Below are 26,192 nucleotides of genomic sequence, written 5' to 3' on the forward strand. Positions count from 1 at the left end.
CACCCGCTTCAGCCCTCAGCCCTCAGCCCTCAGCCGCCCAGGGTGGTGGTGGCGAACCGGGCGCGGGCCTCCTCGGCGGGCAGCACGCGCAGCAGTTCGGCGCTGCCGGGCAGCTCGGGGAAGTACCGGTCGGCGTTCCAACTCCGTTGGTACGCCGGATTGTCGAGCACCAGCAGGCGGCGGCCGTCGACCACCGGGACGTCCGCGGGCAGGCCCTCGTTCCAGATCCTCCGGCCGTCCGGGGCGAGCAGTTCGAAGGCGCCCCGGGCGATCACCCCGGAGCGGCCGGTGGCGGGGGCCGGGTCGGTGGCCAGCCGGACGACCTCGGGCGCGGGGGCGGTGCCGGGCAGGTGGCCGCCGCCGATCAGGACGTGCGCGAGCAGGACGTGCAGTTGGAAGTTGTCGCCGATGCCGCTGATTCGCACCTCGTAGCCGGTGCCGGTGGGCCGGTGCAGTACCGTCAGCGGTTCGTCCAGGAGCGCCGCGGTGCAGTGCAGCGGCCGCAGCCCGTGCCGGTCCAGCGCGTCCAACTCGCCCAGTGCGGGGAGCAGTTCGGCCGCGTACCGGCGGCGGACGGCGGCGCTGCCGAGGACGGCGAACGCGGGCGGGAACCACTCCCGGAGGCCGCACCAGGCGACCGCCAGGCGCACCGCCCGGTGGTCGCCGCCGAGCGTCCCGATCAGCCCGTCGATGTCCGCCCGGTCCGGTGCGGGCAACTCCCCGGCGCCGTCCGGCCATCGGGCCGCGCACTCCAGGGCCGCCTCGATCTCCTCGCGCAGGCCGGCCAGGACGGGGCCCGCGCAGTCCATCGGGTCCGCGCCGCGCTCGACGCAGAACCCGGCCGCCAGCGCGGGCATCGCCCGCGGCCAGACCGGTGGGTAGGCCGGCACCAGCGCCGCCAGCCGGCCCGCCACGGCGTGGCACTGCGCGTCGTCGGCGGCCTGCAGACCGCCGACCAGCGCCCCGAACGCCTGCTCGGCGCGCGCGCCGTCGGCCGCCGCGGCGGCCTGCTCCAACTCGGTCAACAGGCCGTCCAGGGCCGGGAAGTCGTTCACCGGCGCACCATAGGCGCTCCGCCGACGACCGATCAAACGTCCGAGGCCACGGGCCGCGCGCCCGCTTCGGCCGGCACGATGACGCGCATGCTGAACGTGCAGACCAACGGCTGGAACGCGGCGTTCTGGGACGGCGAACGGGTGGTCTGGCCCGCCGCCCCCGTCCTGCCCGGCATCACCATGCGGCTGCTCCGGGCCGCGCTGCCCGCCGACGGCGTCCCGTCCAGCACCCGTCCGCTGACCGCCGCCGACCTCCCCGCCCTGCGCGCGGCCGCCGCGACCAACTCGCACTGCCCGGCCCAGCCCCTGGCCGCCGTCGACGGCTTCGCCTTCCCGGCCGGGAGCGCCGAGCTCGCCGGGCTCCTCGCCACCGCCTGGGCCCGTGTCCCCCGGGAAGCCCTCTGACCCGCCCCGGGGGGGGGCGCCCGCGCACCGGGCCGGCCGGGTCCGGGCCCAGCAGTGGGTGCCGGGGTCCTTCCAGGAGCCCCGTTCGCCGCCGGCTCCGGGCCGCTCGCCCTGCGTCCACCCCTTGGCCTGCCAGTTGTGGCCCGTCCGGGAGACGGTGTCACCGCCGGTGTGGACCCGGGCCGGGCTCCAGGCGGCCCGGGCGTGGTTGACCGCCGCGCTCACCCCGGCCGGCGGAGCCCGCTCACCCCACCGCCAGCGCCCCTATCCGCCGCACCTCCGCCGCCACCCCGTCGAGCTCCGGCGGCAGCACGGCCTCGGCCGCGGGCGGCGCGCCGGCCGGGCCCGGGCGGTCGAGCGCGTCGGCCGCCGCGGCCAGGCTGCGGGTGAGGGTGCGGGCGGCGGGGGCGGCCGGCGCGGGGGCGCCGTGGTCGCGTTCGACGGCGTACGCGGTGGCGGCGTCGGCGAGCCGTTCGGCGTGGACGGTCAGCCGCAGCCAGTCGGGTCCGACCGGGCCGCCGGGGTGGAGTTCGGCGGCGGCGGTCTCGGCGGCGGCGCGGGCCTGGGCGAGGGTGCGGTAGGCGGTGCGGCGCAGTTCGGCGCGCCGGGCGGCGTCGGTGTCCGGCGCGTCCCGGTGCTCGGCGAGCAGGACGTGGTCGAGGTAGCGCTGGGTGTGCCGCAGGGCGTGCGCGGCGCGCTGGCCGACCCGGGCCCGGGTGTCGGCGAGGCCGGGGAGGTGGCCCACCAGCAGGACGAGGGCGCAGGCCAGCGCGGTGTCGGCGAGCCGTCCGGGGGCGGCGCCGTGGTCGCCGCCGGTGGTGACGAAGGCCAGGACGGTGACGGTGATGACGGCGGTCTGCGCGGCGAAGTGCCGCTGGGCGACGGGGATCAGCGCCCCGGTCGCGGCCACCGCGGCGACCGGCCACCACCGGCCGGGCAGCACCGGCGCGAGCGCGGCGGCCAGCAGGACGCCGGCCACCGTCCCGGCGAAGCGGTTGACGACCCGCGAGAACAGCGGCCCCAGGTCGGGCTTGACCAGGAACGCGGCGGTGACGGGCAGCCAGTACCAGTGTCCGGTCCGCAGCCCGAGCGCGAGCGCCGCGCTGGCCGAGACGCACACCCCGACCCGCACCCCGTACGCCCGTCCGGCCCGGCCCCAGGGCGTCAGGCCGCCCGTCCGCCGGCCCGGGCCGCCCAGCACCCAGCGGGCCAGCTCCCGCCGCAGCCTGCGTCCGAGGCCGTGCGACCCGGCCGCGGTCCCCGCCTGCTCGCGCCCGTGCCCGTGCCCGTGTCCGTGTCCGTGTGCGGGGTCGCCCGGCGGGGGCGAGGTCTCGGCGAAGGCCAGGGCCGCCCGCAGGACCGCCCGGTCGAAGGCGGCGGTCGCGGGGGTCTCGGCGGCGGGGACGGGCAGCGGGCCGGGGAGGCGGTCGGTGCGGACGGCGGTGGCCAGCCGGCGCGGGCCGGCGGCGAGCCGGGCGGGCAGCGGGCGGGCGTCGCGCAGCAGGGCGACGCCCGCCTCGCTGAGGGCGGAGGCGGCGGCGAGCCGGGTGGCGAGGGTGTGGTCGTGGTCGGTGCGCAGTTGGTCGCCGGCCCGGTCGAGGGCGGCGGTGAGACGGCGGCGGGCGTTCTCGGCGCGATCGGTCCCGGTGGCGTCGAGGGCGTCGGCGAGGGCGTCGAAGACCGCCGCGACGGCCTGCCGTTCGGCGTGCAACGGGCGCGGGTGGGTGGTGAGTTGACGCAGCAGCAGGAGCCAGCCCGCGCCGGCCAGGTAGCAGCCGGCCTTGGCCCAGCCGGGCAGCGGGACGGGCATCCCGCAGCCGAGCACGGTGAGCACCATCAGCTGGACGGCGGCGGCGGAGGCGACCGGCCCGGTGACGCTGATCGCCCCGCAGAGCACGCCGACCGCGCCGAGCAGCGGCACCGCCCACCACCCGGTGGCGGCGCCGATCAGCAGGCCGAGGGCCCCGGCGAGCGCGGGGACGGCCTGCTGCACGGCGCCGGTGCGCCGCCCGGCGGGGCGGTCGTTGACGCCCGCGAACATCGCGCCGAGCCCGGCCAGCACCCCCTCGGCGGGCCGTCCGGCGGCGACCGCGAGGCCCAGCGGAACGGCCATCCCGGCCGCACCGCGCACCGTGGCCGCCCAGGGCACCGGTCCGCGCTGCCAGCGCAGCGGGTGGGTCAGCCAGTCCGGTCGCGCCCCTCGCCTGTCCGTGGGAACCCCCTCCTCGTGTCCGCCCGTCGCTCCGGAAGCCTAGGCGCGGCTCTTGTCGTGACCGCTGCGGCCGCGTTACGCGCGGATGACGTCTGCCGGCGGCTTCCGCCGGCGCGGTGCGGGGCGCCGGCGCCTGCCCGACCCGCCCGTCCGCGCCCCAGCGCGCCGTCCGCCCGCGGGCCTCCCCCGCTGCGGTATACCTGCTGGCAGCACGGGCGGCCCGCGGGCCGCGACGAGGACGGCGAGGACGGCGAGAGGCGGACGACGGGTGATCCGGCGGCGGGTACTGGTCTCGGGCACGGTGCAGGGCGTCTTCTTCCGCGACTCCTGCCGCCGGGCGGCCGCGGCGGCGGGCGTGGCGGGCTGGGTGCGCAACCTGCCGGACGGGCGGGTCGAGGCGGTCTTCGAGGGGGAGCCGGCCGCGGTGGCCGAGATGGTGGCCTGGACGCGGCACGGCCCCTCCCGCGCGGTGGTCGAGCACGTCGAGGTGGTCGAGGAGCAGCCGGAGGGCCTGCTGGTCTTCGCCGTCACCACCTGACCGGCCCGCCCGGGCCGGGGCGCGGAAACCGTTTGCCGTCCGCCCCGGGTACCACACAGACTCCGTGCATGACGGAGACGGACGGGCAACTCGCCGCGAGCAAGCGGGATCTGAAGCTGTACCTGCAGGACGCGCGGGACGCGGTGGTGTGGAAGCTGGAGGGCCTGTCGGAGTACGACGCCCGCCGCCCGCTGACCCCGACCGGGACGAACCTGCTGGGGCTGGTCAAGCACCTGACGGGTGCGGAGGCGGTGTACTTCGGCACCGCCTTCGACCGGCCGTTCGAGGGCGGCCCCGGCCTGTGGGCGGCGGGCGCCGCCGAGCCGAACGCCGACCTGTGGGCCCGCCCGGAGGAGAGCCGGGCGGCCCTGCTCGACGGCTACCGCCGGGTCTGGGCGCACGCGGACGCCACCGTCGACGAACTGCCGCTGGACGCGCTCGGCGAGGTCCCGTGGCCCCCGCACAGCAGACTGACGCTGGCCCGGATCCTGCTGCACGTGGTCGCCGAGACCCACCGGCACGCGGGCCACGCCGACCTGCTCCGCGAACTGCTCGACGGCACCACGGGCCTGCGCCCGGCCGACGCCCTCCTCCCCGAGGGCGACACCACCTGGTGGTCGGCCCACCACCGCGAGGTCGAACACGCCGCCCGCGAGGCGGCCGCCGCAGCGGGCGAGCAACTGCCCGGCTGACGGCCGCCCGCGCCCGAGCCGGGCCCCTTGGAGGTCGAAGTGACGCGCCGTCAAGGCTGTGGGCACGGAGAGGCGGCGGGTCTGGGTCGGCAGATCGGCAGATCGGCAGGTCGGCAGGTCGGCAGGTCGGCAGGTCGGCGTGGAACGCACCGGCCACCGCCGGCAGTGCCGCCCCTCTCCCGGGGCGGGTTCAGGCCCGGTTCGCGGCCAGGTCGGACCGCATGGCCGCGCGCAGGCGGGTGAGGGCGGAGTCGTAGGCGTGGGCGGCGGTGCGGAACTCGGGGCTGCGGGTGCGCGCGCCGTCCCCGACCACGCCGCGGACCTCGCGGAGCCTGCGGAAGCAGTCGTCGGAGAGGTCGGCGATCTGTTCGGGCGCGTCGATGGTCATCTGGTAGCGCAGCCCGTAGACGAGGCTGGAGCGCCAGGCGTCGGAGGCCCGGACGTCGAGGTCGGTGCGGTCGGGGTGCCGGGCGATGGCGTGGAAGTCGTCGGCGACCCGGGAGAGTGCGGCCAGGTAGTCGGCGTACAGTTGCCGGCGCTGTTCCGACCACCGCTCCCGCCGCCCGCGGCGGGCCCGGACCGCGTCACCGGTGTAGGTCGCCCCGAGTCCGATCGCCGCGCCGATCAGCGTGCTGACCGCTGTCCCCCAGTCCATGTCCCGACTGTACGCGGGAAGCCGTCGGGGTCACCGCGGAACCGGCCGACTCCCTTGGCGCCCGCGGGGGTTCGGCCGCCCGCGCGTGGGGGTGCGGGCGGCCGTCGTGGGGGCGGGGGCGGGCGGGGGTCAGCTGTCGAAGCCGAGGCCGAGCTTGTCCATGGTCTTGAGCCAGAGGTTGCGGCGGCCGGCGTTGCGGTCGGCGCGGTCGAGGGACCACTTGGTGATGCCGATGCCGGCCCAGCGGACGGGCTCGGGCGGGAACGGGAGGGGCTTGCGGCGGACCATCTCCAGGGCGGTGCGCTCGGTGCGCTGTCCGGCGAGGAGGTCGAGCATGACCTCGGCGCCGAAGCGGGTGGCGCCGACGCCGAGGCCGGTGTAGCCGGCGGCGAGGGCGACCTTGCCGTGGTACGCGGTGTCGAAGAAGGCGGAGAACCGGGTGCAGGTGTCGATGGCGCCGCCCCAGGCGTGGGTGAAGCGCAGGCCCTCCAGTTGCGGGAAGGTCTGGAAGAAGTGCTCGGCGAGGGTCTGGTAGGTCTGCGGCCGCTGGTCGTACTCGGCGCGGACCTTGGCCCCGTAGTGGTAGACGGCGTCGTAGCCGCCCCACAGGATCCGGTTGTCGGCGGACAGCCGGTAGTAGTGGAACTGGTTGGCGCTGTCGCCGATGCCCTGCCGGCCCTGCCAGCCGATCGCGGCGAGCTGTTCGGCGCTGAGCGGTTCGGTCATCAGCGCGTAGTCGTAGACCGGCACGGTGTACGGGCGGATCCGCTTGACCAGGGACGGGAAGACGTTGGTGCCGAGGGCGACCTGCCGGGCGAGGATCCGGCCGTAAGGGGTGCGGACGGCCATGCCGGGGCCGGACTCGGCGATGTCGAGGGCCTTGGTGTGCTCGAAGATCCGCACGCCGAGCCGCTCGGCGGCCTGCTTGAGGCCCCAGGCGAGCTTGGCGGGGTGGAGCATCGCCACGCCGTCCTTGTCCCAGAGCGCGCCGAGGTAGGTCGGGGAGGCGACCTGGGCCCGGACGGCGTCGGCGTCCAGGAGCTCGTAGTCGCCGTACTGCTTGGCGAGTTCGTGCAGTTCGGCGAGTTCCTCGACCTGGTGGGGCTCGGTGGCGACGTCGAGTTCGCCGGTGCGCTCCCAGTCGCAGTCGATCCCGTGCCCGGTCACCGCGTCCTCGATGGACTGCAGGTTGCGGGCGCCGAGCTGTTCGAGCGCGGCCATCTCGTCGGGCCAGCGCTCCAGGCCGTTGCCGAGGCCGTGGGTGAGGCTGGCGGCGCAGAAGCCGCCGTTGCGGCCGGAGGCGGCCCAGCCGGTCTCGTTGGCCTCGATCAGGACCACGTCCCGCCCGGGGTCCCGTTCCTTGGCGATCAGGGCCGTCCACAGGCCGCTGTAGCCGCCGCCGACGACCAGCAGGTCGCAGCGGACGTCGCCGGTGAGGGCGGAGTTCGCGGCCGGGCGGCCCGGGTCCTCCAGCCAGAACGGGGTGGGTTTGGCGTCCCGCAGTGCGTGTACGGGGTCCATGCTCTCGGTTCCTTGCCTTGGGAGGGTGCGCGGCCCGGCCGCGGGGTGCGGCCCGGCCGCGGGGTGCTTCGGGTGTTACCGGTCCTCGTCCTCGGCCGGCTCCGGGCCGAGGTCGATCGCGTAGACCTTGCGGAGCGTCTCGTGGACGGTCCAGGTGGTGCGGTCGCCCGCGCGGAGCACCGCGAGGTCGCCGGGGCCGAGTTCGAGGACGGGGCCGTCCTCGAACGCGACGGTGGCCCGGCCGCTGAGCACGACGAACATCTCGTCCGCCTCGGTGTCGGTGACGACGCCGGGGGTGATCTGCCAGATCCCGCGGATCCGGCGCCCGTCGGCGGACTCCCGGACCACCTTGCCGGTGACCTCGGGCGTGCCGGAGACGATCTGCCCGGGGTCGAGCGGCTCGGGCTCCAGTTCGGCGTCCGGGACGTGCAGGGCGAAGCTGTTGATCATGCCTCGACGCTATCGGCCGCGGTGCCGCCGGCGGCCTTGTCACTGTGTGCCGAGTCCGGCTGCCACTCTGACAGCCCGTACGCCTCGACCCCGGCGGCGAGCCGCGCGGCGGCCCGTTCGGCGGCGGCGGTCGCCCGGGCGGCCTTGCGGAGCGAGAGCAGCGGGTAGAGCAGCAGGGCGGCGCCGACCACGATCAGGCAGTAGACGACGGCCTTGGTGCCCTCCTCGTCGTACTGCTCGATGGCGGCCCAGACGCTGACGGCGGTCAGGCAGAGGGTGATCAGGCCGATGCTCCACCAGCCGCCGGGGATCTTGTAGGGGCGCTCCAGTTCGGGTTCGCGGATCCGCAGCACGATCAGCGCGGCGACCTCCAGCAGGATGCCGATGTTGGTGAGGAAGACGTCGAAGATCACCAGGTTGCTGAAGCTGGAGAAGCAGAACAGCGCGTAGATGACGGAGGAGCCGATGATCGAGGCGATCGGCATCCGGTACCGCTTGCTCTCCTTGGAGACCCACTTGGGCAGGTAGCCGTCGTGCGAGAGCGAGGAGGGCAGCCGGGAGTAGGAGGCGAGCAGCGCGGAGAACATCGCGACCGAGGCGAACAGGCCGCCGATGGTGACGGTGTACTGCAGCCAGGGGCCGGCCAGTTCGCCGGCGATGTCGGAGAAGGAGCCGTCCTCCCAGCTCTTCCAGCCGTTCTCGCCGCCGGCGCCGACCGCGAGGGCGGCCAGCGAGGGCAGCAGGTAGCCGACGACGATCAGCAGCACGGACCAGAACAGCGCCTTGGGCAGGTGCTTCCTCGGGTTCTCCATCTCGCCGGCCACGGTGGAGACCGAGTCCCAGCCGGAGTAGTTCCACATCACGATGAACAGGCCGGAGCCGAAGGCGTTCCAGGTGGACTGGCCCTGTTCGGCGGTCATCGAGGAGACCGGGTTGGTGCCGTCGGTGAGCAGGTGGTAGCCGCCGATGGCGGTGAGGATCAGCATCGGGGTCAGGCAGATGACCGCGAACGCCACCGAGGAGTCGCCGACCCAGCCCGCGCCCATCAGGTTCAGCAGCGTGAAGAGCACGATGACGCCGACGCAGATCACCCAGTTCAGGTCGACCGCGATGTCGGCCTTGAACAGGTGGAGTTCGAAGAACACGTGCTCGCCGGGGGCGACGGCGCTGATCAGGCTGGACAGGTACGAGGTGAACATGACCGGGTAGAGCGCCATGTCGACGAAGCTGCACACCCACTGCAGCACGCCCTGCTGGAAGGCCCAGAACCGGCCGAGACCGCGCTTGACCCAGTGGTAGTAGCCGCCCTCGACCGGGATCGCGGTGCCCAGCTCGGCGCAGACCAGGGCGTGCGGGACGCTGTAGATCAGCGGGGCGACCAGGATGAGCAGGATGCCCATCCCGGGGCCGGAGGTCGAGAACAGCGGCTCGATGCCGTAGGCGCCGCCGGAGACGCTGAAGAAGATCAGCGCGACCAGCGGGACCAGGCTCACGCGCTTGGGCGTCGCCCACCGGTTCTCCGGCGGGGCCACGGGGATGGCGGTCATTTTCACCTTGGCAATCGGGGTCGGCGCGGATGTGACTCGGTTGAGGGGCACGAGTCTTGTCGTCCCGCTGACGTACGACAATCATTCAATCTGTCAGATGTCTTGTTGCGCCTCTGACAGACTGCCGGGCCCGCCGGTGCACCCACGGGGTCCGCATCGTTCCAGGTCAGAACCGTTTCGCGGAGGGCGGTTCGCGCCTCCCACCACGGGGCGGCCCGCGCGGGTAGCGTTCACCGGGTCATGCCCACGATCAACAACAACTCCTCCTCCGGCTGGAGCCGGTCGGCGCTCGCCGTGCTCGTCCGGGTGTCGCCCTTCCTGCTGATCGCGCTGTCCGCGGTGGCGGACGCCGAGACCCCGGCCGGGCAGCGCTACGACCGGTTCGTGGCGGCCGCGCCCGCCCTCGCCGCGGCGACCTGGGGCTCGTTCGGGACGCTGGCCATCGGTCTGATCGCGGTGGCCACCGAGGTGGTGCTGGCCCTGCTCCGGGACCGGGAGGTCGGCGCGGCGGCGGCCTCGGTGATCGCCGCGACCGTGACGGTCACCCTGGCCGCCTCGTACACCGCCGGGATGCGGGTGCGCCGCGAGCGCGACCTGGCGCTGGTGCGCTCGGTGGCGCGCACGGCGCAGCAGGTGGTGCTGCGCCCGCTGCCGGACCGGCTCGGCGACGTGGGCCTGACGCTGTACTACAACGCGGCGGCGGAGCAGGCGCAGATCGGCGGCGACCTGTACGAGGCGGTGCGCACGCCGTTCGGGGTGCGGATCATCCTGGGCGACGTGCAGGGCAAGGGCCTGCCGGCGGTGGAGATGGCGGCGGCGCTGCTCGGCTCGTTCCGGGAGGCCGCGTACGACGCGAGGGACCTGCCCGCGCTGGCGAGCCGGCTGGAGATCGGCCTGCAGCGGTACGCGGAGCGGGCCACCTCGCTGGACGCGTCGGAGCGCTTCGCCACCGCCGTGCTGCTGGAGATCCCGGACGACCGGCCGGAGGCGTACCTGCTCAACTGCGGGCACCCGCCGCCGGTGCTGCTGCGGCCGGACGGCGGGCTGCGGCCGGTGGAGCCGGAGGTGCCGCTGCCGCCGCTGAACCTGTCGGCGCTGGTGGCCAGCGAGTACCACCCGCAGACCCTCCCGTTCGGGCCGGGCGACCGGGTGCTGCTGTACACCGACGGCGTCAGCGAGACCCGGGACCGGCGCGGCGAGTTCTACCCGCTGACCGAGCGGCTGGCCCGCTGGAGCGGCGACTCGGACGTCGCGCTGCTGGAGGGCCTGCGCCGGGACCTGCGGCGCTACGCGGGCGGGCCCGCCGACGACGACGTGGCGGCGCTGCTGGCGTCCCGGCTGGAGCCGCCGGCGGAGCGCTCCGCGGGGCCGTCGGGGGCGTCGGGGCCGTCCGCGGATTGAGGTGCGCCGGGGAGCGTCCGGTCAGGGGCCGTACGGCGGCTCGGCCAGGTCGACGACCAGGCCGTGGCCGCAGTTGTTGGTGAAGCGGGCCCGGGTGCCGGTGAGCGCGATCGCCTCGAACGGGTTGCCGTCGGCGAGCGTCAGCAGCCACACCGGTGCGCCGTCGGGGCCGAGGCGGGCGACGAAGCCCTCGGAGCCGTGGGAGCCGTCGCCGCACACCAGGGTGCCGGAGCCGTCGGGCAGCACGAGGCGGCCGGCCGGGTGGGTGTCGGCGCTGGTGGTCCACTGCGGGTCGAGCAGTTCCCGGACGCTGGTCGGCTCGGCCAGGGCGAAGCCGGCCAGGTCGTCGGGGCCGTAGTCGTCCGTCACGTACCAGGCCCGGCCGTCCGCCCGGTACAGGCCGTCGTCGGCGGGGCGCTCGCCGCGTTCCCACAGCTGGAGGAGTGCGTTCACGCACCGCCCCCTGCCCGGTCGCGCCGGCCGCCACACCCCCGGCGGGCCGCCGCCCCGGACCGTCATCCGGCGTGCACCCGTGCCGCCCCCTTCCCGTCACCCGCCGGCCGTCCGGGTCCGCCCCGGCGGGTGGGCCCCGCACGACCGGGCGGTAACCTCGGGGCCGTCGGCCGTGGGGCCGTGCCGCTGACGCCGTTGTCGAAGGAGCCGCCGGTGTCCGAGAACCGTTCGACCCTGCCGCCGCGGATCGCCGTGTTCGGGGCGGGCAGCATCGGCTGTCGGCTGGGCGGGGCGCTGGCCGCCCGCGCCGACGTGACGCTGATCGGCCGGCCCGCCGCGATGGCCGAGCTGGACCGGGCGGGCCTGACCCTGACCGGCCCGGGCGACCGGCGGCTGCACGCCCGGCCGCGCACCGCGGTGGACGCCGCGGCCGCGGCGGGCGCCGACTACGTGCTGGTGACCGTCAAGTCCGCGGACACCGCGGCCGCCGCCCGGCTGCTCGACCCGCACCTGGACGGGCGCAGCACCGTGATCAGCTTCCAGAACGGCCTGCACAACGCCCGGGCGCTGCACGAGGCGCTGCCGGGCCGGACGGTGCTGGCCGGGATGGTGCCCTACAACGTGGTGCGCACCGGCCCGGCCTCCTTCCACCAGGGCACCGGCGGGGAGCTGGTGCTCGAACGGGCGGGCGCCGCACGGCGGTTCGCGCAGACGGCGGCCGCCGCCGGGCTGCCGGTGCGGCTGCGCCCGGACATGCCGCGGGTGCAGGCGGCGAAGCTGCTGATGAACCTGAACAACGCCGTCAACGCGCTCTCCGGCCGGCCGCTGCGCGAGCAGCTCGGCAGCCGCCCGTACCGGCTGGTGCTGGCCCGCTGCCAGCGCGAGGCGCTGGCGGTGTTCGCGGCGGCGGGGCTGTCCCCGGCCAGGCTGACGCCCGTCCCGCCGCAGTGGATGCCCTCGGTGCTGGACCTGCCCGACGCGGTGTTCCGCCGGGTCGCGGCGGCCAGCCTCCGGGTGGACGCCCGGGCCCGCTCCTCGATGTGGGAGGACCTGCAGCGCGGGCGCCCCACCGAGGTCGGCGAGCTGCAGGGCGAGGTGGTCGCGCTGGCCGAGCGGCACGGGCTGCCCGCCCCGGCCAACCGCCGCCTGCTCGAACTGGTCCGGGCGGCCGAGCAGGCGTCCGCGCCGCCCGCCTGGTCCGGCCCGGAACTGCTCGCCGCCCTCGACGAGGGTCCCTGACTCCCCGACCGCCGAACGGAGTTGACTTCTCGACATGGCGCAGCGGTGGACCACCCACGGCGTCGAACTGCGGCCCGACTCGGTGCACAAGCGCTTCCGCCCGGACTCCGACGGCGACCCGGAGCGGGAGTGGCGGGCGCTGACCCTGCTCGACCGCCACGCCCCGGGGCTGGCCCCGCGCCCGCTGGCCCGCGCGGACGGCGCCGTCACCATGTCCCGGCTGCCGGGCACGGTGCTGCGCGGCACCGAACTGACCGACGACCGGCTGGCCGCGCTGGCCCGCGCCCTGCACCGGCTGCACGGCGCCGTCCCGGCGGCGGAGGCGGCGCGGCTGCCCCGGCGGCGCTGGGACGTCGGGGAGTCCGCGGCAGCGGTCCGGGGCCGGGCCGGGGCGGTGCGCGGTGCGGCGGCGCAACGGGCGCTGGCGGCGGGGCTGCGCTGGCTGGACGGCGCGCAGGACGGGCTGTGCGCGGGCGAGTCGTCCTCGGTGCCGGTGCTGGGGCAGGCCGACGGCAACCTCGCCAACGCCCTGTGGGACGGCGCGGACGTCCGCCTGGTCGACTTCGAGGACTCCGGCCGCTCCGACCGGCCGTACGAGCTGGCCGAGACGGTCGAGCACGTCTCCGCCTGGGCGGAGGGCGGCCTGGACGCCGGGGCCTTCCTAGTGCCGCGTCAGGCGACCTTTGCCGGGAAGGAGCGGCGTCCGGTGCGTGCTATCGGCGTGCCGGCCGGAAGCCCTCGTACTGGATGTACTTGGGTTTTCGGCCGGTGCGGCGAGAGCGCGTGCCGGGCGTCGCGACGGGCGAAGGTCGCCTGACGCGGCACTAGCCCGGTTCGGGCTCTCCCCCGCCGAGCGGTTGCGGCTGCTGGAGTGCCGCCGCCTGTTCGCCCTGCTGTGGCTGGTGTTCCTCACCGCCGACGCCTCGACGGCGGCCCGCAACCCGTCCGGCACCGGGGAGCGCCAGGCGCTGCGGCTGCTCGACCTGCTCGACCGGCCCGGCTGAGCGGGCCCGTCAGCCGGGCAGGCTCTTCTCCAGCACCACGCTGGTGTAGCGGACCGTCATGCCGACCTTGAGGTACAGGTCGAGCGCGCCCGTCCCGGAGTGCGTCCACAGCGTGCAGTGGCTCAGTCCGGCGTCCCGGCAGGCCCGGAAGGTGTGCTGGAGCAGGTGGCGGGCGATGCCCCGGTGGCGGTGGTCGCGGTCGACGGCCAGGCTCTCCACGTAGCCGTCCCCGCTGCCGGGCTGGTCGAGGGCCAGGGCGACGCCGACCACCCGGCCGTCGGTGTCCGAGACGGCGAGCGGCGAGCGCTCGGGGGCGAAGTTCTCGCGGTGGACGGCGTGTTCGGCCCATTCGGCGAAGTCCATCCGGCGGGCCTTCCAGTCCGCGAAGGCGTCCTCGACCACCCGGTGCGCCTGGTGCTCGTCCCGGGCGTCACCGGCCCGGAACGGACGGATCGTCACCCCGGGCGGTTCGGGCGGCAGTTCGCCGTCCGCCGGCAGGCCGTCGAGGGAGATCTCCAGCAGCCAGCTGGCGCCCTTGGGCCGGTACCCGTAGGTGCGCAGCATCGCCAGGCCGGTCGCGTCCAGGTCGGCGACCACCTGGACCAGCTTGCCGACGCCCTGTTCGACGGCCCGGCTCTCCATCCACCCCAGCAGGGCGGTGCCGATCCGGCGCCCCCGGTGCGCGGGGTGCACCCGGCACTCGCAGCGCCGGTCGCTCCACGCCCAGGCGACCGGGCCGCCGTCCGGGCCGTGCACCAGCAGGGTGTCCGCGGCCGGGTCGAAGCCGGGGCGGGCCAGCACCGCGGCGAACTCCCCGGCGTCCGCCTCCACCGCCGCGTCGCCGTGCAGGTGCCGCTCGCAGGCGGTCAGCAGGTCGAGCACGGCGGGCAGGTCGGCGGACGGGTCGAACGGCCGGGCGGTGTACCCGGCGGGCAGCTGGGGCTTGGCCATGGCGGGGGTCCTTCCTCACGGTGGGGACGGGGCGCGGGAGCCGCCGTCCGGTCAGCCCGCGGTGAGCGTGCGCAGCAGCGCGGGCAGGTGCCGCATCTCGGAGAACAGCACGGTGTCCGGCGCGCCGTCCCCGCCTCCTTCCCGGTACCCGTCCTTCCCGAAGTGGCGGTGCCCGAACTCCCCGCCGGCGAGCGCCCGTCCGGTGGGGCCGCCGGTGTAGCCGAGGCGGCGCATCCCGGCGGCCCGGGCGGCGCGCATCCCGGCGGGGCTGTCCTCGACGACCGCGCAGACCCCGGGGTCGTACCCGGTTCCGGCGGCGGCGTGCAGGAAGACGTCGGGGAAGGGCTTGCCGCGGGCGACCTCGTCGGCGCTGAAGATCCGTCCGGCGAAGCGCCGGTACAGCCCGGTGCGGCCCAGGGTGTGCCGCATCTTGGCCTGGCTGCCGCTGGAGGCGACGCAGTACGGCAGGCCGAGCGCGTCCAGGCCGTCCAGCGCCGTCACGATGCCGTCCACGGGCGTCAGTCCGGCGTCCACCAGCTCGCGGTGGCGCTGCTCGAAGCGCCGCTCCCACTCGGCCGCCGCGACCGGTCCGAGGCGCTCGGCGATCTGCTGCCGGATCGCGGCGGGGGTGCGGCCGATGAACCGTTCCACCACCTCGTCCACCCCCAGCGGCCAGCCGAGTTCCGCGCCGACCTCGACCTGGACCCGCGCGGCGATCCACTCGATGTCGACCAGCACCCCGTCGCAGTCGAACACCACCAGTTCAACGGGTTTCCCGGGCGTGCTCGCGGCGTTCACGGTGACCATTGCGGCAGCCTAGTGCCGCTGCGGCGGCGCCGGGCGTGATTTTCCGGCGGTCAGACAACCGCCCTGACGGTCCGGTCCGCGTACCGCAGCATCTGGTCGATGTCCTGGTCCATCTCGCGCAGCGCGGCGGGCTCCGCGGTGAGGAGAGCGGGAACGTTGATGGTGCTCACCGCGAGGAAGGAACCCGCCACGGTCAGGAACTCCTGGTAGCGCTCCTGGCCGTGGGCTCCGAGCGACTCCCAGTTCCGGGGCTCCGGGGGCAGGCTCGCCGCCCACCGTTCGAGGGCGTGGGTGCCGTGGACCTGGATGTACTCCATGACAGCCGTGGCACGCCCCAGCACCTCGATCGTGGTGTCGAAGTTCCGCTGCGACTGCCCCAGGACCGCTTCCGCCGCTTCGATCTCCGTGCGCAGCCGTTCCTCCTCCTTCTTGGTCCGGCGCTTCTTCAGAACGTAGAAGCCGGTGGCCGCCAGTGCCACCGCCGGGGCCGCGACGATGCCCGCCAGCAGGAGGACCCCGCCCGCCATGCCCGCGCCGCCGGCGGCCAGCGTGCCGCCGCCCAGGACGGCGAGTGTCGCGTTGGTCGCGGCGGCCCCGTACAGCGCCGTGATCGCCGTCCCCGTGGAGGCCGTCCCGAAGGCCGCGGCGGCGGCGAAGGTGGTGTAGGCCGCGGCAGTGCCGACTGCCGCCCCGGCCGCCGCCCCGACCGCGCCCCCGGCGGCATCCCGGACCGCGCCGGCGATCCCGGCGGAGATCGCCCTGACCCGGATCGCCGCAGGCCCCTCTCGGGTGGTCGCGACTTCCCCCTCGCCCGGCTCGTCCGCGTCCGTCCCATCCGGTTCGGGTGCTCCGCCGATACTCGCGGCCAGCTCCACGAACCTCAGGAAGAACCCCGCGTGGATGTCGTCGTAGGCACGGTTGAAGGCTTCCCCGTGCTCCTCGGTGATCTTCGTCCGCTGGGCCACCTTCTCGGTGACCTCGGCGTAGCGCCGCTTCGTCTCCGCGACCCGCTCGCGGAACTTCTCCGGCGGCGGGCCCTGCTGCTCGGCCAGGAGCCTGGTCCGGTCCTCCGCCTCCTGCCGGAGCTGCTCGGGGGTCAGTCGGAGTGCGAGGGCGATGGCGGCCAGACGGTGCGCCCCGGGGCTGATCAACCCGCTCTCGATCCGGGAGACCGAGACCTCGCCGCCCTTCCCGTACTCGGCCTTCCTGGCCAGCTCCACCTGGGTCATCAGAGGCTGCCGGGCCTGGCGGTGTTCGCGGATCACCTGGCCCATCGCCTGCGCGCTGAAGTCGTTCATCCGTCCAGGTCCTTCGGATCAGCGGCTGTGGCGGTACCAGGACGACTTGACCTCGCGCACCAGCGCGTTGCCGGAGCGGACCGCCTGGGTGCCGTCCTCCGCGAACTGCTTGAACGCCTTGATGACGGCCGGATCGCGGCGGACGTCGTTGGCGGTCTGGATGTTCTGGGCCGCGGTGGCGGTCAGACGGTTGAGGTCAAGGCGAGGCACGGCTGCGAACCCTTCGTCCCGGATGCTGTCCTTGGGCACGGAACTTAGCATCACTTAGCTTCCCGTAGCAGCACTATGACGGATCCTCCGGTGCCGAACGCCCCGGCACCGGAGGGAGCCTCAACGCAGCCCGGTGGCCGGCGACTGGGTCAGTACGCAGGTGAGGCCGGCGCGGACGAAGCGGAGCAGCGGCGCGGTCTCGGCCGTCACGTGGGCCCGGAGCGCCTGGCCGGCCAGGTCGGCGGGGAGGGCGGCAAAGATGCCGTACGGGCCGGTCAGCCAGCTGCCGGGCTCCTGGGCGCAGATCCAGACGGCCTTCTCCGGCTCGGTGAACCCCGCCCGGGGCGGGCGGCCCGGTCGGCCCTCCGGGTACGCCACGGCCTCCCAGCGGGCCAGGCCCCCGGGGGTGGCCCGGACGGTGAGCATCGGCCCGCCGGAGCGCCACACCGCCGGGTCGGCGACGGCCCGTTCCAGTTCCGGGCCGGACAGCACCGGGGCGGCGTCGGTCATCGTCCGGCCGGTGCGCACCGTCAGCCACCCGGCGCCGACCAGCCGGAGCGTCGCCGCCGCCAACTCCGGTACCAGGGCCAGCTGTTCGGGCACACTCGCGCCGGGCCGGGACGCCGGGCGAACCCGTCCAGCGCAGCACCGAGTTGAGGTGCTGCGGGGTGTTCGCCAACTGGAGGCCGATCACCGCGCGGCGCACCAGCACCTGTTCGGCGAGGATCAGTTCGGCCCACTCCCCGGCGGGCCCGCTCTCCGCCGCACCGCTGCCAGCCGCAGCGCCCCCCGCCGTCCTGTTTCCCATGGGCACCGATCCTGGCACAGACCCCCGTTCCGGGCGGCGGCCCCGGGGGATGTCGATGGGCGGTCGGCGGGCCGGCACCGTCCTGGGCAGTCGTGTCGTTCTGGGCGGTGGTGCCGTCCCGGGCAGTCGCACGCCCGCCGTCCTGCCGCAGCGGGGATCCGGAATCCCGTCCGGTGCGGCGCCGGACCGCAGTAGGCTCGTGGGCACACCGACTTTCCCACCAGTCACGGGAGTTCACCATGTCCGCTGCCGTCCCGTCCCCGTCCGACCGCACTCCGCAGGACGTGCTGGCGCGCTACCGGCGGGCGATGCTCGACCTGGACGCGGACGCCCTCGCCGACCTGTACGCGCCGGACGCCGTGCACGAGTTCCCGTTCCGCTTCCCGGGCTTCCCGGAGCGCTACGAGGGCCGGGAGGCGGTGCGCGCCGGGTACGGGGCGGCGTGGGGGGCCAGCCCGGTCCGGCCCGTCGAGGTCGAGGAGAGCGCGCTGCACGTGTCGACCGACCCGGAGGTGTTGGTGGTCGAGCAGGTGGTGCGCGGCGAGATCGCGGGCGGCCGGGGCGCCTTCGCGGTGCCGGGCCTGCTGGTGCTGCGGGTCCGGGACGGGCTGATCGTGCACGTCCGCGACTACATGGACGGCTCGGCCGTCTCCGGCGCCCGCAGCAGCTGAGACCGGCTCAGGACCGGGCCGCCGCGGGGGTGCGCAGCGCGGGCAGCGTCCGGTCGAAGGCGGTGAGCAGCAGGAACAGCACGGCCGCGCCCATCATGATCCAGGCCAGTTGGTGCATTCCGGCGGTGCCCGCGTGCGGCCCGTAGGCGGCGGCGGTCGCCGCGGAGGCGACCATCGACCCGAGGTAGGCGAAGGTGCGCAGCAGCCCGGCGGAGGATCCGGTGCGGGCCGGGTCGGACTGCTGGAAGACGGAGTTCTGCAGGGCGAGCCCGTTGGCGCCCTGCGGGACGCCGAACACCACGGCCAGCGCCGCCAGCGCCCACAGCGGGCTGTGCGCGCCGAGCGCGAGCATCAGCAGGCAGGCGGCGACCTGGCCGAGGCCGCCGACCAGCAGGGTGGCCCGGATGCCGCCGCGCCGCCCGGCCAGCAGCGAGACGCCGATGCCGACCAGGAAGGTCGGGGCCTGCACCAGCCCGGCCTGCAGCGGCGACAGGCCGAAGCCCTCCTCGGTCCACTGGGCGAAGCCGTACAGGAAGGCGTAGGAGACGACGTACGCGGCCAGCGCGCGGCTGTAGGTGAGGAGCAGCGGGGTGTTGCCGCCGAGCACCTTGACGTCGATGAACGGCTGTTCGGCGCGGCGCTCGCGGACGGTGAAGGCGACGGCGGCGGCCAGCGTGAGCAGCGGCAGGTACCAGCGGTCGGCGTGCGGGTGCATCAGGAACAGCAGCAGCGAGAGCAGCAGGACGGCGAACAGGGCCATGCCGGGCAGGTCGATCCGCCGCAGCGTGCCGGGGCCGTCGGGGCTCTCGGAGGGGCGTTCCTGCGGTTCCTGCCTGGGCAGGCGCAGCGCGCCGAGGGTGACGGCGAGCACCGACAGCGGGATGTTCAGCGCGAAGGTGCTGCGCCAGCCGCCGGCGCTGGTGAGCAGACCGCCGAGCAGCGGGCCGATCACGGCGACGGTCTGGTTGGCGACGGCGAGCAGGGTGAGCACCCCGGCGGGGCTGTCCTGTCCGGTGCGCCGGGACTCGGCGCGCAGCAGGGCCATCGCGGCGGGGTAGCCCGCGCAGGTGCCGAAGCCGAGGACGACCCGGGCGGCGATCAGCGTGCCGAGGTTGGGCGCGAGGGTGCCGACGATCCCGGCGACGCCGACCAGGCTGGTGCTGGCGAGGAAGAGCCGGCGCGGGCCGAACAGGTCGATCAGCCGTCCCACCACGGGCTGTCCGAGCGCGGTGGCCAGGTACAGCGCGGAGACCAGCCAGGCGGTCTGCGCGGGCGAGGCGCCGAGCGCGGCGCCGATCGGGACCAGCGCGACGGCGATGATGGTGGAGTTGATCGGGTTGAGGACGGAGCCGAGCACCATCGGGGGGACGAGTCGGCGGTCGAGCGCCGGTGCCCGGTCCAGCTGCTCGCCGGGGGCGGTCGTGGTCGTACGGTCGGTCATGGCGCTTCTGCCGCTCGGTGGTCGTGGTACGGGGGTTCCCCGGGGCGGGGGCGGGCCGTCACTCCTGGACGATCCGTTCGAGGACGGCCATCGCGGCGATGACGGTCTGCCGCTCCTCCTCGGTGCACTTCGCCTGGAGTTCGGCGGCCAGCCACTCGCCGCGGGCCCGGCGGCCCTCCTCGCCGCGGCGCCGGCCTTCGGGGGTGAGCCCGATCAGGACCCGGCGGCCGTCCTCGGGGTCGCGGCTGCGTTCGACCAGGCCCTGTGCGGCCAGGGCGGCGATGGTGGTGGCCATCGACTGGTGGCGCATCTTCTCGGCGACGGCGAGGTCGCTGGTGGTCAGGCCGACTTCGCTGTCCAGCAGCCGCCCCACGGTGGAGGCCTGGGTGAGGGTGAAGTCTCCGGTCCCGGTGGCGGACCGGATCCGGCGGCGCAGCTTGCCGATCACCGAGCGCACCTGCTGCGAGGCGCGCAGGGCGGACGGCGCGGGGTCGGAGTCTTCGCTCATGCTCCCCACCCTAGGTTTCCGACCGCCGAATGTACAGTTTCCCTGTAGATTTCGGCCGATCTCCGCAGCCGCCGCACCGCCCCGGGCGGGCCCGCCGTTTGGCGTTCCGCCGCGCCCGCTGCTACTTTTCCGGAGGCCGTGCGAGAGACCTTGGAGGTGGTACCCGTGAACGCAGCAACGACATGGGTGCTCCCCGCTGGGGCCACGGTCGGACGGTAGTGATCCGTCCGGGAGCGCCGTTCCTGAGCACTCCCGAAAGGCACACAGCCATGACTGTGCACTTCACCTCCGCGTCCCACCTCGACGGCGACGTCCTGGAACGCGACTTCACCCTCGGCGAGGTCCCCGGCGTCCTGTGGACGCCCGCGTCCGCCGACCCGTCCGCGCCCGTGCCGCTGATCCTGCTCGGCATGCCGCCGCTGGGCCTGGCCCGGATGCGCCCCCGGCTGGTGGACCGGGCCCGCCGGGCCGCCGCGGACGGCTTCGCCTCGGCCACCATCGAACTCCCCGGCAGCGGCGAGCGACCCCGCGTCCCCGCCCTGGAGCAGGGCCGCGCCGAACTGCGCCGGGCGATGGCGGCGGGCGAGCAGGTCGGCCCGGAGACCATCGACGCCCTGGTCCTCCCGCTGGTCGAACTGGCCGTCCCGGAGTGGCGGGCCGCGCTGGACGCCCTGCTGGAGGTGCCCGGCATCGGCGGCCCGGTCGGCTACTCGGGCGGGGTGATCTCGATCGGCGTCCGCCTCGCCGCGGTCGAGCCGCGGATCGCGGCCGCCGGCCTGTTCGCCGGCAGCCTGCTCCCCCGCGCCACCTTCGAGGACGCCCGCCGGGTCACCGTCCCGCTGCACGTCCTGCTGCAGTGGGACGACGAGGGCAACGACCGGCGGGCCTCGCTCGACCTGTTCGACGCCTTCGGCTCGGCGGAGAAGTCGCTGAGCGCCAACATGGGCGGCCACACCGGCGTTCCCGAGTACGCGGGCGAGGCCGCGGCCGGGTTCTTCGCCCGCCACCTGAAGAACTCCGCGGAGTAGCCCCGCCCTTCCGGTGGTCCGGGGCCTTCGGGTTCCCGGACCGCCGGAAAGTGCCCGCCGGAAAGTGCCCGCCGGAAGGTGCCCCGAGCGGTCGGCCGCCGGTCGGGAAGCGGTCAGCGGGCGGGCCCGAAGACCGCTTCCACCGCGCCCAGCATGCCGCGCAGCACGGCCGCGCCCTTCGCCGGCCGGGCGTCCGGACCCCCGGCCGCCTCCTCGGCCAGCAGCGACACCCGGGTGCGGTCCTCCTCGAAGACGCCGAGCACCTCGCGGACGGCGTCGTCGACGTACTGCTCGTGCTGGACGTCCAGGTCGGCCAGGGCCTCCACGAGGACCGCGACCGCCGCCCGGTCACCGCGCCGCAGCAGGGCCCGGGCGGTCTCCAGGGTCACGTAGGTGTCCTGCGGGTCGGCCAGCAGGTCGGCCAGCACCCTCGCCGCCGCCGGGAGTTCGGCGAACGACGCGAGTGCCCGTCCGGCGTCGGCGCGGTCCTGGTAGGCGGCGCTGTCGGCCAGGGTGGCCAGGGCGCTGACGCAGGCTTCCCGTGCCTCGGTGTCCATCCGGTCCGCCCTCCTGGGTATCGGGCCTCGGTGCCGGGCCTCGGTGCCGAGCCTCGGCCGCGGCGCTCACGGCAGGGCCACACCGTACTCGGCGAGGCCGGCGCGGAGGTGTTCGCGGTCGGTGCGGGCCAGGTGGCCGCCGGTGAATTGGTCGTCCGTGGTGAGCTCAGCGACGCAGCCGGGAGGAGGGACGAACGTTTCTTCATCCTCGGGGTTCTCGAACTCGGCCTCGGCCAGCACCAGTCCGAGCAGCGGACCCTCGAAGACGTCCACCCCGAGCGGGGGGACGCCGAGCCGGGTCCTGGTCAGCTCGGGGCCGGGCAGCGCGGCCAGCAGGCGGGCGTACTCCTGCTCGGAGAGCTGCAGGTCGGCGGGTGCGCCCGGGCAGGCGGGCTGCTCCCGGCCGAGCCGGTAGCTGCACTCGCCGGTGTCGAGCCGCTCGACCCGGCGCAGCCGCAGCCGGGTGCCGTCCACGTACCGGTCGGTGATCCGGCGGGCGGCGGTGACGCTGCCGGGGGCGGGCACCCGGGCGAGCAGGAAGCGGCGCCCCCGCTCGGCCGGGTCGGACTCGTCCCCCACCGGGTGCGGTGCGTGCGGTGTCTGCGGTGCATGCGGTGCATGCGGTGCATGCGGTGCCTGTGGTGCATGCGGTGTCTGTGGTGCGTGCGGTGCGGTGGCGCCCCGGCGGGTGCCCTCCCCCGTGTGTTCCCCCATGCGGTGCTTCCCCTTCGTGCTCTCCCCCGTCGTGCCCGCGCCACCGCCGCCCGGGGCGGCGGCCCGCGCGGGCTCCCCGTCAGCCGCCCGCACCAGGCCCCCGGTCGGTGCGGCGGGCGGCTCCCACCAGAGTAGTGCGCGAACCGCTTCGGTACGGTGCGCGCCGCCGAATGTTCCTCATGTCCGCTCAGTTCCGTTCACCGAGCGGACAGTTGGTGCACCTACCCGGTCACGGTTCGACCACCGATCGACCACCGGTCAGCCGCCGAGGAAGGGGAACAGGTTGAGGAACGGCTCGGTGGTGACCGACATGCCGCGCCCGAAGGGGTCGTCGAAGTCCCAGATCAGGAACAGCAGGAACCCGAACAGGGCGCTGAAGGTGCCCGCCAGGACGAGTTCGCGCGGCGAGCGGCGGATCTGCAGGGCGAACAGCATGCCGATGGTGATCACCGCACCGACGCCGAGACCGAACCAGACCACCCCGGGCATGGTCGGACCGACGTTGCCGCCACGGGAGTTGCGGGCCTCGTCGGCGCTGGCGATCTTGTCCATCATCGCCTGGTACGCCTGCGCCTCGATGTCGTTCTGCGGCGCCCGCGCGGCGACGTCGGTGCGCAGCTTGGCGAGCAGGTCGGTGCCCTCGGGGCTGATCTCCCCCTCGGTGCGCATGTAGTGCCACTCGGTGTCCACCACGAACGAGACGTACGCCTCGACGTCCTTGTCGACCACGGCGCGGTAATCGGCGGGGAACACCTCGGCGCGGGCGCTGACCTCGTGCAGCGCCTGGGCTTCGCGCTGCACGTCGTCCTGCGCGGCGGAGCGCGACTCCCAGACGCCCGCGATCGCCAGGCCCAGCACGATCGCGTAGACCACGCCGATCATCATGGTGATGTACTCGATGACGTCGGGCGTCTCCGAGGTGTCCTCGTGCTCGTCGACCCTGCGGTTCCTCACCAGCACGACCGCGACGACGACCAGGCACGCCCCGGCCATCGCGAGGGCTAGTGCCAGCCATTCGGACATGACGGGTCCTCTCCTGAACTGTCGGTTGGGTGAAGGGTGTTGTCGGTTCTCCGCCGGTCCGCTCCCACCTCGGTGCGGGCTCGGGAACGCCCGCGGGGGCGATCGCGGCCGCGGGGGCGGTAACGGCGGGATCAGGAACGGCCGCGGCGCCCGGCGCTTCCGGACTTCCCGCGCGGGCGCAGCGCGGCGGCGGCGAGCACGGCGGGGACGGTGACCACCAGCATCCGGGTGGTGGTCGGGGTGCTGTGCCGCTTGGGCGGCTCGACGTGCACCGGGGGCGGCGGCAGGTGGACGGTGGGGGCGGGCGCGGGCCGGGCGGGTGGGGGGCTCGGCGCGGGCGTCGTCGGTGCGGGGCTGGGGACCGGCGCGGGCGGCGGCACCGCGCTGGGGGTGGGCCGGGCCGGGCCGGGCGCGGGTTTCGCGGGGGCCGGGGGTGCCGGGGGTGCGGGCACCGGGGTCGGCGTGGGGGTGGGCGCCGGCTTCGGGACGGGGGTGGGCGTCGGGGTCGGCTTCGGCGTCGGGGTGGGGGCGGGGGTCGGCGTGGGGCTGGGCTTGGGCGTGGGGCTGGGCTTGGGGCTGGGCTTGGGGTCGCAGTGGTGCTCGTGCCCGTACCCGTTCCCGTTCCCGTGGCTCTCGTGCCCGTTGCCCGGCTTGCCGTCGCTCCCGCCCCCGGCCCCGCTCTGCGGGCGGAGCGGGACGTTCGCCCCGCCGCCCGCGTCCACCTCGATGTGCACGCCGGGGGCGTCGACCGAGGTGTGCACCTTGACGCAGATGTCGAGCCGGTGGCCGCCGCCGGCGCCGCGCACGGCGGACGCGGCCTGGGTGGCGCCGGTGAGCACCGCGCAGACCACGGCGACGCCCGTCAGGGCGGTGGCGGTGCGGGCGCCGCGCCTCCACTGCGGGGGCAGGGCGCGGGCGGGTAAGGCCGGGGCTCCCGTTCTGCCGTCCGCCGACGGACGGCCGTTGCGCTGCATGGGCGTGGTCCTACCTTCCGGTGGCTGTGGGCGGTCGTCGAGCTGGTGCGCGCCCCGCTTCGGGCACGGCCGAGGTGGCCGGAGCGCAGTCGAGGGCGCGTCAGAGGATCGGGCCGTTCCGCCCGCAGTGCCGTGGGCGAGCTGCAGAAACGGATCGGCATGATCAATCCGACGCACCCTCAACGTGGTGCGCCGCCGTTTGGTTACGGCCGGCGGCGGGCCGTCACTGCGCGGTGTCGATCAGGAGCCGGCGGCCGCCGGTCAGCGGTGCGCGATCTCCACGTTCTCCAGCACGCCGAGCGCGTCCGGGACCAGGATGGCCGCCGAGTAGTACGCGGTGACCAGGTAGTTGATCACGGCCTTCTCGTCGATGCCCATGAAGCGGACCGACAGGCTGGGCTGGTACTCGTCCGGGATGCCGGTCTGGTGCAGGCCGATGACGCCCTGGTTGTCCTCGCCGGTGCGCAGCACCAGGATGGAGCTGGTGTTCTCCGGGGTGATCGGGATCTTGCTGCAGGGCAGGATCGGGACGCCGCGCCAGGCCGGGACCTTGTGGCCCTGGAGGTCGACGGTGTCGGGGTACAGGCCGCGGGCGTTGAACTCCCGGCCGAGGGCGGCGATCGCCTTCGGGTGGGCGAGGAAGAACTCGGAGTCGCGGCGGCGGCTGAGCAGTTCGTCCAGGTCGTCGGGGGTGGCCGGGCCGGAGTGGGTCTGGATGCGCTGGTTGAAGGCGCAGTTGGCGAGCAGGCCGAACTCGCGGTTGTTGATCAGCTCGTACTCCTGGCGCTCGCGCAGCGCCTCCACGGTGAGCTTGAGCTGCTGCTCGATCTGGTTCATCGGCTGGTTGTACAGGTCCGCGACCCGGGAGTGGACCCGGAGCACGGTCTGCGCGATGGAGAGCTCGTACTCGCGCGGCTTGAGCTCGTAGTCGACGAACGCGGTGGGCAGCAGGTGCTCGCCCTCGTGGCCGGCCGACATCGCGATCTCGGCCTCGCCGAGCTCGTTCTGGCGCTGCAGCGGGAGGCTGGCGAAGTCCCGGATGTGGGCCTGCAGGCTGTCGGACTGGGCGAGCACGGCCTCGAAGTCGGCCCGGCTGAGGGTCAGCAGGGTGCCGGCGGTCTTGGCGGTGGCGGTGTAGTCCCAGGTGGCGTCGGCGTCCAGCAGGGCGTTCTCGCCGAAGCGGTCGCCGTCGCCGAGGACGCCGACCACGGCGTCGTCGCCGTACTTGCCGGTGGAGACCTGGTTGATCTTGCCGTGCGCGACCAGGTGGATCTTGTCGGACGCGGTGCCGCGCTCGACCAGCACCTCGCCGGCCCGGAAGTCGCGCTGCTGGCAGCGGCCGGCGAGGGCGGTCAGCACCTCCTCGTCCTCGTAGCCGCGCAGCAGGGCGAGTTCGCCGAGCTCCTGCGGGATGACCCGGACGTCGCCGCCGGTCTGGATGAACTCGATCCGGCCGTCGCCGACCGTGTAGGTCAGTCGGCGGTTGACCCGGTAGGTGCCGCCGGAGGTCTGGGTCCACGGGAGCATCCGCAGCAGCCAGCGGGAGGTGATCTCCTGCATCTGCGGCGCGGACTTGGTCGTGGTGGCCAGGTTGCGGGCCGCTGCGGTGGTGAGGCTGGTCTGCTGGCGCTGCGCCTGCTGAGTCTCCGGGCTGCTGTCCACGGACATCGGGCCGGGCTCTCCTTCGTCTCGCACGAAACCTGACGGTCCGTCAGATCCGTGAGCTTATGGGGGTGTTGCTGGGGTACCGGTGGGGCAATTGGTAAAGGAAGGGGAAAGCGTCGACGGGAGCCGGAAGGCACTGGTCGCCGCGCTCGCCCGCCGCCTCCGGAACACTAGATCGTTCCGGCCCCCGGATCGCCCGTGCGCCCCCGCGTGCACCCGATTAGGTGAACCTTGGCCCGTGGAGGATTGGCGGCGCTGACACCGTGTCAGACGCCGTTTCCGCCCCCGGACCCATGGTGGCCTGCGCCGCCGCCGCTCCGGGGCCCGAGCTCCCGAACGCCCCCGGCGGGCGGGGGCGTTCGGGA

28 protein-coding genes and 1 pseudogene are annotated in these 26,192 nt (G+C 75.0%); 9 read left to right on the plus strand and 20 right to left on the minus strand.

The features are described from left to right. Nucleotides 1-29: 29 nt before the first annotated feature. Nucleotides 30-1,055, minus strand: coding sequence for a hypothetical protein (locus ACWEO5_RS20405; protein WP_452163733.1), 1,026 nt, complete (start codon nt 1,053-1,055; stop codon nt 30-32). Nucleotides 1,056-1,142: 87 nt separating this feature from the next. On the opposite strand from ACWEO5_RS20405, the gene ACWEO5_RS20410 reads away from it, so the two are divergent. Beyond that, complete coding sequence (locus tag ACWEO5_RS20410) at nt 1,143-1,460, plus strand: aminotransferase class IV (RefSeq protein WP_452163735.1); 318 nt, start codon at nt 1,143-1,145, stop codon at nt 1,458-1,460. A gap of 84 nt (nt 1,461-1,544) precedes the next feature. Here the strand turns inward: ACWEO5_RS20410 and ACWEO5_RS20415 are convergent. Next, nucleotides 1,545-1,685, minus strand: a pseudogene (locus ACWEO5_RS20415) (carbohydrate-binding protein); the annotation flags it as partial. A 19-nt stretch (nt 1,686-1,704) separates the two neighbouring features. Further along, on the minus strand, nt 1,705-3,573 hold the full coding sequence (locus tag ACWEO5_RS20420) for an FUSC family protein (protein WP_452163709.1): 1,869 nt from the start codon (nt 3,571-3,573) through the stop codon (nt 1,705-1,707). A 367-nt stretch (nt 3,574-3,940) separates the two neighbouring features. Here ACWEO5_RS20420 and ACWEO5_RS20425 point away from each other — a divergent pair, with 367 nt between their 5' ends. Both ACWEO5_RS20425 and ACWEO5_RS20430 read left to right on the plus strand, forming a co-directional pair. Then, nucleotides 3,941-4,210: an acylphosphatase gene (locus ACWEO5_RS20425; RefSeq protein ID WP_452163710.1), complete on the plus strand. Its 270-nt coding sequence runs from the start codon at nt 3,941-3,943 to the stop codon at nt 4,208-4,210. Nucleotides 4,211-4,278: 68 nt separating this feature from the next. Beyond that, the gene (locus ACWEO5_RS20430) at nt 4,279-4,902 is read left to right on the plus strand and encodes a DinB family protein (protein WP_452163711.1); all 624 of its coding nucleotides are present in this window, start codon (nt 4,279-4,281) and stop codon (nt 4,900-4,902) included. Between the two features lie 190 nt (nt 4,903-5,092). On the opposite strand, the gene ACWEO5_RS20435 is transcribed toward ACWEO5_RS20430, so the two are convergent. The 4 genes from ACWEO5_RS20435 to ACWEO5_RS20450 all read right to left on the minus strand — a co-directional run bounded on the left by ACWEO5_RS20435 (nt 5,093) and on the right by ACWEO5_RS20450 (nt 9,075). Beyond that, entirely contained in the window at nt 5,093-5,557 is a 465-nt protein-coding gene (locus ACWEO5_RS20435; RefSeq protein WP_452163712.1) for a hypothetical protein, read from the minus strand. 129 nt (nt 5,558-5,686) lie between these two features. Next, nucleotides 5,687-7,078 (minus strand): NAD(P)/FAD-dependent oxidoreductase, encoded by a 1,392-nt coding sequence (locus ACWEO5_RS20440; RefSeq protein WP_452163713.1) that lies wholly within the window; start codon nt 7,076-7,078, stop codon nt 5,687-5,689. A 75-nt stretch (nt 7,079-7,153) separates the two neighbouring features. After that, a complete protein-coding gene (locus ACWEO5_RS20445; protein ID WP_452163714.1) occupies nt 7,154-7,528 on the minus strand; it encodes a cupin domain-containing protein in 375 nt (124 codons plus the stop codon). Further along, complete coding sequence (locus ACWEO5_RS20450; protein ID WP_452163715.1) at nt 7,525-9,075, minus strand: APC family permease; 1,551 nt, start codon at nt 9,073-9,075, stop codon at nt 7,525-7,527. Before ACWEO5_RS20450 ends, ACWEO5_RS20445 begins: the two co-directional genes overlap by 4 nt. 240 nt (nt 9,076-9,315) lie before the next feature. On the opposite strand from ACWEO5_RS20450, the gene ACWEO5_RS20455 reads away from it, so the two are divergent. After that, a complete protein-coding gene (locus ACWEO5_RS20455; RefSeq protein WP_452163716.1) occupies nt 9,316-10,476 on the plus strand; it encodes a PP2C family protein-serine/threonine phosphatase in 1,161 nt (386 codons plus the stop codon). A gap of 21 nt (nt 10,477-10,497) precedes the next feature. Here ACWEO5_RS20455 and ACWEO5_RS20460 read toward each other — a convergent pair whose 3' ends face one another. Beyond that, complete coding sequence (locus ACWEO5_RS20460; protein WP_452163717.1) at nt 10,498-10,929, minus strand: hypothetical protein; 432 nt, start codon at nt 10,927-10,929, stop codon at nt 10,498-10,500. Nucleotides 10,930-11,142: 213 nt separating this feature from the next. Here ACWEO5_RS20460 and ACWEO5_RS20465 point away from each other — a divergent pair, with 213 nt between their 5' ends. Genes ACWEO5_RS20465 through ACWEO5_RS20475 form a run of 3 tightly spaced genes read left to right on the plus strand, consistent with a single transcriptional unit; the run spans nt 11,143 to nt 13,172 of the window. After that, a complete protein-coding gene (locus ACWEO5_RS20465; RefSeq protein WP_452163718.1) occupies nt 11,143-12,168 on the plus strand; it encodes a 2-dehydropantoate 2-reductase in 1,026 nt (341 codons plus the stop codon). Nucleotides 12,169-12,202: 34 nt separating this feature from the next. After that, nucleotides 12,203-12,985, plus strand: coding sequence for a phosphotransferase (locus tag ACWEO5_RS20470; RefSeq protein ID WP_452163719.1), 783 nt, complete (start codon nt 12,203-12,205; stop codon nt 12,983-12,985). A gap of 40 nt (nt 12,986-13,025) precedes the next feature. After that, nucleotides 13,026-13,172, plus strand: coding sequence for a hypothetical protein (locus ACWEO5_RS20475; RefSeq protein ID WP_452163720.1), 147 nt, complete (start codon nt 13,026-13,028; stop codon nt 13,170-13,172). Nucleotides 13,173-13,181: 9 nt separating this feature from the next. On the opposite strand, the gene ACWEO5_RS20480 is transcribed toward ACWEO5_RS20475, so the two are convergent. From ACWEO5_RS20480 to ACWEO5_RS20500, 5 genes are all read right to left on the minus strand, one after another. Then, nucleotides 13,182-14,123, minus strand: a complete 942-nt coding sequence (locus ACWEO5_RS20480) for an N-acetyltransferase family protein (RefSeq protein WP_452163721.1) — start codon at nt 14,121-14,123, stop codon at nt 13,182-13,184. Between the two features lie 51 nt (nt 14,124-14,174). Further along, nucleotides 14,175-14,930, minus strand: coding sequence for an HAD family hydrolase (locus tag ACWEO5_RS20485; RefSeq protein WP_452163722.1), 756 nt, complete (start codon nt 14,928-14,930; stop codon nt 14,175-14,177). A 50-nt stretch (nt 14,931-14,980) separates the two neighbouring features. Next, nucleotides 14,981-16,228 carry a helix-turn-helix domain-containing protein gene (locus ACWEO5_RS20490; protein ID WP_452163723.1) on the minus strand — a complete coding sequence of 416 codons (1,248 nt, stop codon included), beginning with the start codon at nt 16,226-16,228 and terminating at the stop codon, nt 14,981-14,983. An 18-nt stretch (nt 16,229-16,246) separates the two neighbouring features. Then, nucleotides 16,247-16,438 carry a hypothetical protein gene (locus ACWEO5_RS20495; RefSeq protein WP_452163724.1) on the minus strand — a complete coding sequence of 64 codons (192 nt, stop codon included), beginning with the start codon at nt 16,436-16,438 and terminating at the stop codon, nt 16,247-16,249. 120 nt (nt 16,439-16,558) lie between these two features. Continuing rightward, a complete protein-coding gene (locus tag ACWEO5_RS20500; protein ID WP_452163725.1) occupies nt 16,559-17,041 on the minus strand; it encodes a hypothetical protein in 483 nt (160 codons plus the stop codon). Between the two features lie 444 nt (nt 17,042-17,485). Between ACWEO5_RS20500 and ACWEO5_RS20505 the strand changes: the two genes are divergently transcribed. Beyond that, a complete protein-coding gene (locus tag ACWEO5_RS20505; RefSeq protein ID WP_452163726.1) occupies nt 17,486-17,917 on the plus strand; it encodes a nuclear transport factor 2 family protein in 432 nt (143 codons plus the stop codon). Nucleotides 17,918-17,924: 7 nt separating this feature from the next. On the opposite strand, the gene ACWEO5_RS20510 is transcribed toward ACWEO5_RS20505, so the two are convergent. Both ACWEO5_RS20510 and ACWEO5_RS20515 read right to left on the minus strand, forming a co-directional pair. Then, nucleotides 17,925-19,358, minus strand: a complete 1,434-nt coding sequence (locus tag ACWEO5_RS20510; RefSeq protein WP_452163727.1) for an MFS transporter — start codon at nt 19,356-19,358, stop codon at nt 17,925-17,927. A gap of 58 nt (nt 19,359-19,416) precedes the next feature. Continuing rightward, nucleotides 19,417-19,866 carry a MarR family winged helix-turn-helix transcriptional regulator gene (locus ACWEO5_RS20515; protein ID WP_452163728.1) on the minus strand — a complete coding sequence of 150 codons (450 nt, stop codon included), beginning with the start codon at nt 19,864-19,866 and terminating at the stop codon, nt 19,417-19,419. A 275-nt stretch (nt 19,867-20,141) separates the two neighbouring features. Between ACWEO5_RS20515 and ACWEO5_RS20520 the strand changes: the two genes are divergently transcribed. After that, nucleotides 20,142-20,894, plus strand: coding sequence for a dienelactone hydrolase family protein (locus tag ACWEO5_RS20520; RefSeq protein WP_452163734.1), 753 nt, complete (start codon nt 20,142-20,144; stop codon nt 20,892-20,894). A gap of 113 nt (nt 20,895-21,007) precedes the next feature. On the opposite strand, the gene ACWEO5_RS20525 is transcribed toward ACWEO5_RS20520, so the two are convergent. From ACWEO5_RS20525 to ACWEO5_RS20545, 5 genes are all read right to left on the minus strand, one after another. Beyond that, nucleotides 21,008-21,451, minus strand: a complete 444-nt coding sequence (locus ACWEO5_RS20525) for a hypothetical protein (RefSeq protein WP_452163729.1) — start codon at nt 21,449-21,451, stop codon at nt 21,008-21,010. A 66-nt stretch (nt 21,452-21,517) separates the two neighbouring features. After that, on the minus strand, nt 21,518-22,030 hold the full coding sequence (locus tag ACWEO5_RS20530) for a hypothetical protein (RefSeq protein ID WP_452163730.1): 513 nt from the start codon (nt 22,028-22,030) through the stop codon (nt 21,518-21,520). A gap of 393 nt (nt 22,031-22,423) precedes the next feature. Beyond that, nucleotides 22,424-23,188: a bestrophin-like domain gene (locus ACWEO5_RS20535; RefSeq protein WP_344553459.1), complete on the minus strand. Its 765-nt coding sequence runs from the start codon at nt 23,186-23,188 to the stop codon at nt 22,424-22,426. 131 nt (nt 23,189-23,319) lie between these two features. After that, nucleotides 23,320-24,162, minus strand: a complete 843-nt coding sequence (locus tag ACWEO5_RS20540) for a hypothetical protein (protein ID WP_452163731.1) — start codon at nt 24,160-24,162, stop codon at nt 23,320-23,322. A gap of 261 nt (nt 24,163-24,423) precedes the next feature. Beyond that, nucleotides 24,424-25,830, minus strand: coding sequence for a family 2B encapsulin nanocompartment shell protein (locus ACWEO5_RS20545; protein ID WP_452163732.1), 1,407 nt, complete (start codon nt 25,828-25,830; stop codon nt 24,424-24,426). Nucleotides 25,831-26,192: the final 362 nt, after the last annotated feature.

The organism is Kitasatospora sp. NPDC004272 (genome assembly GCF_053603035.1).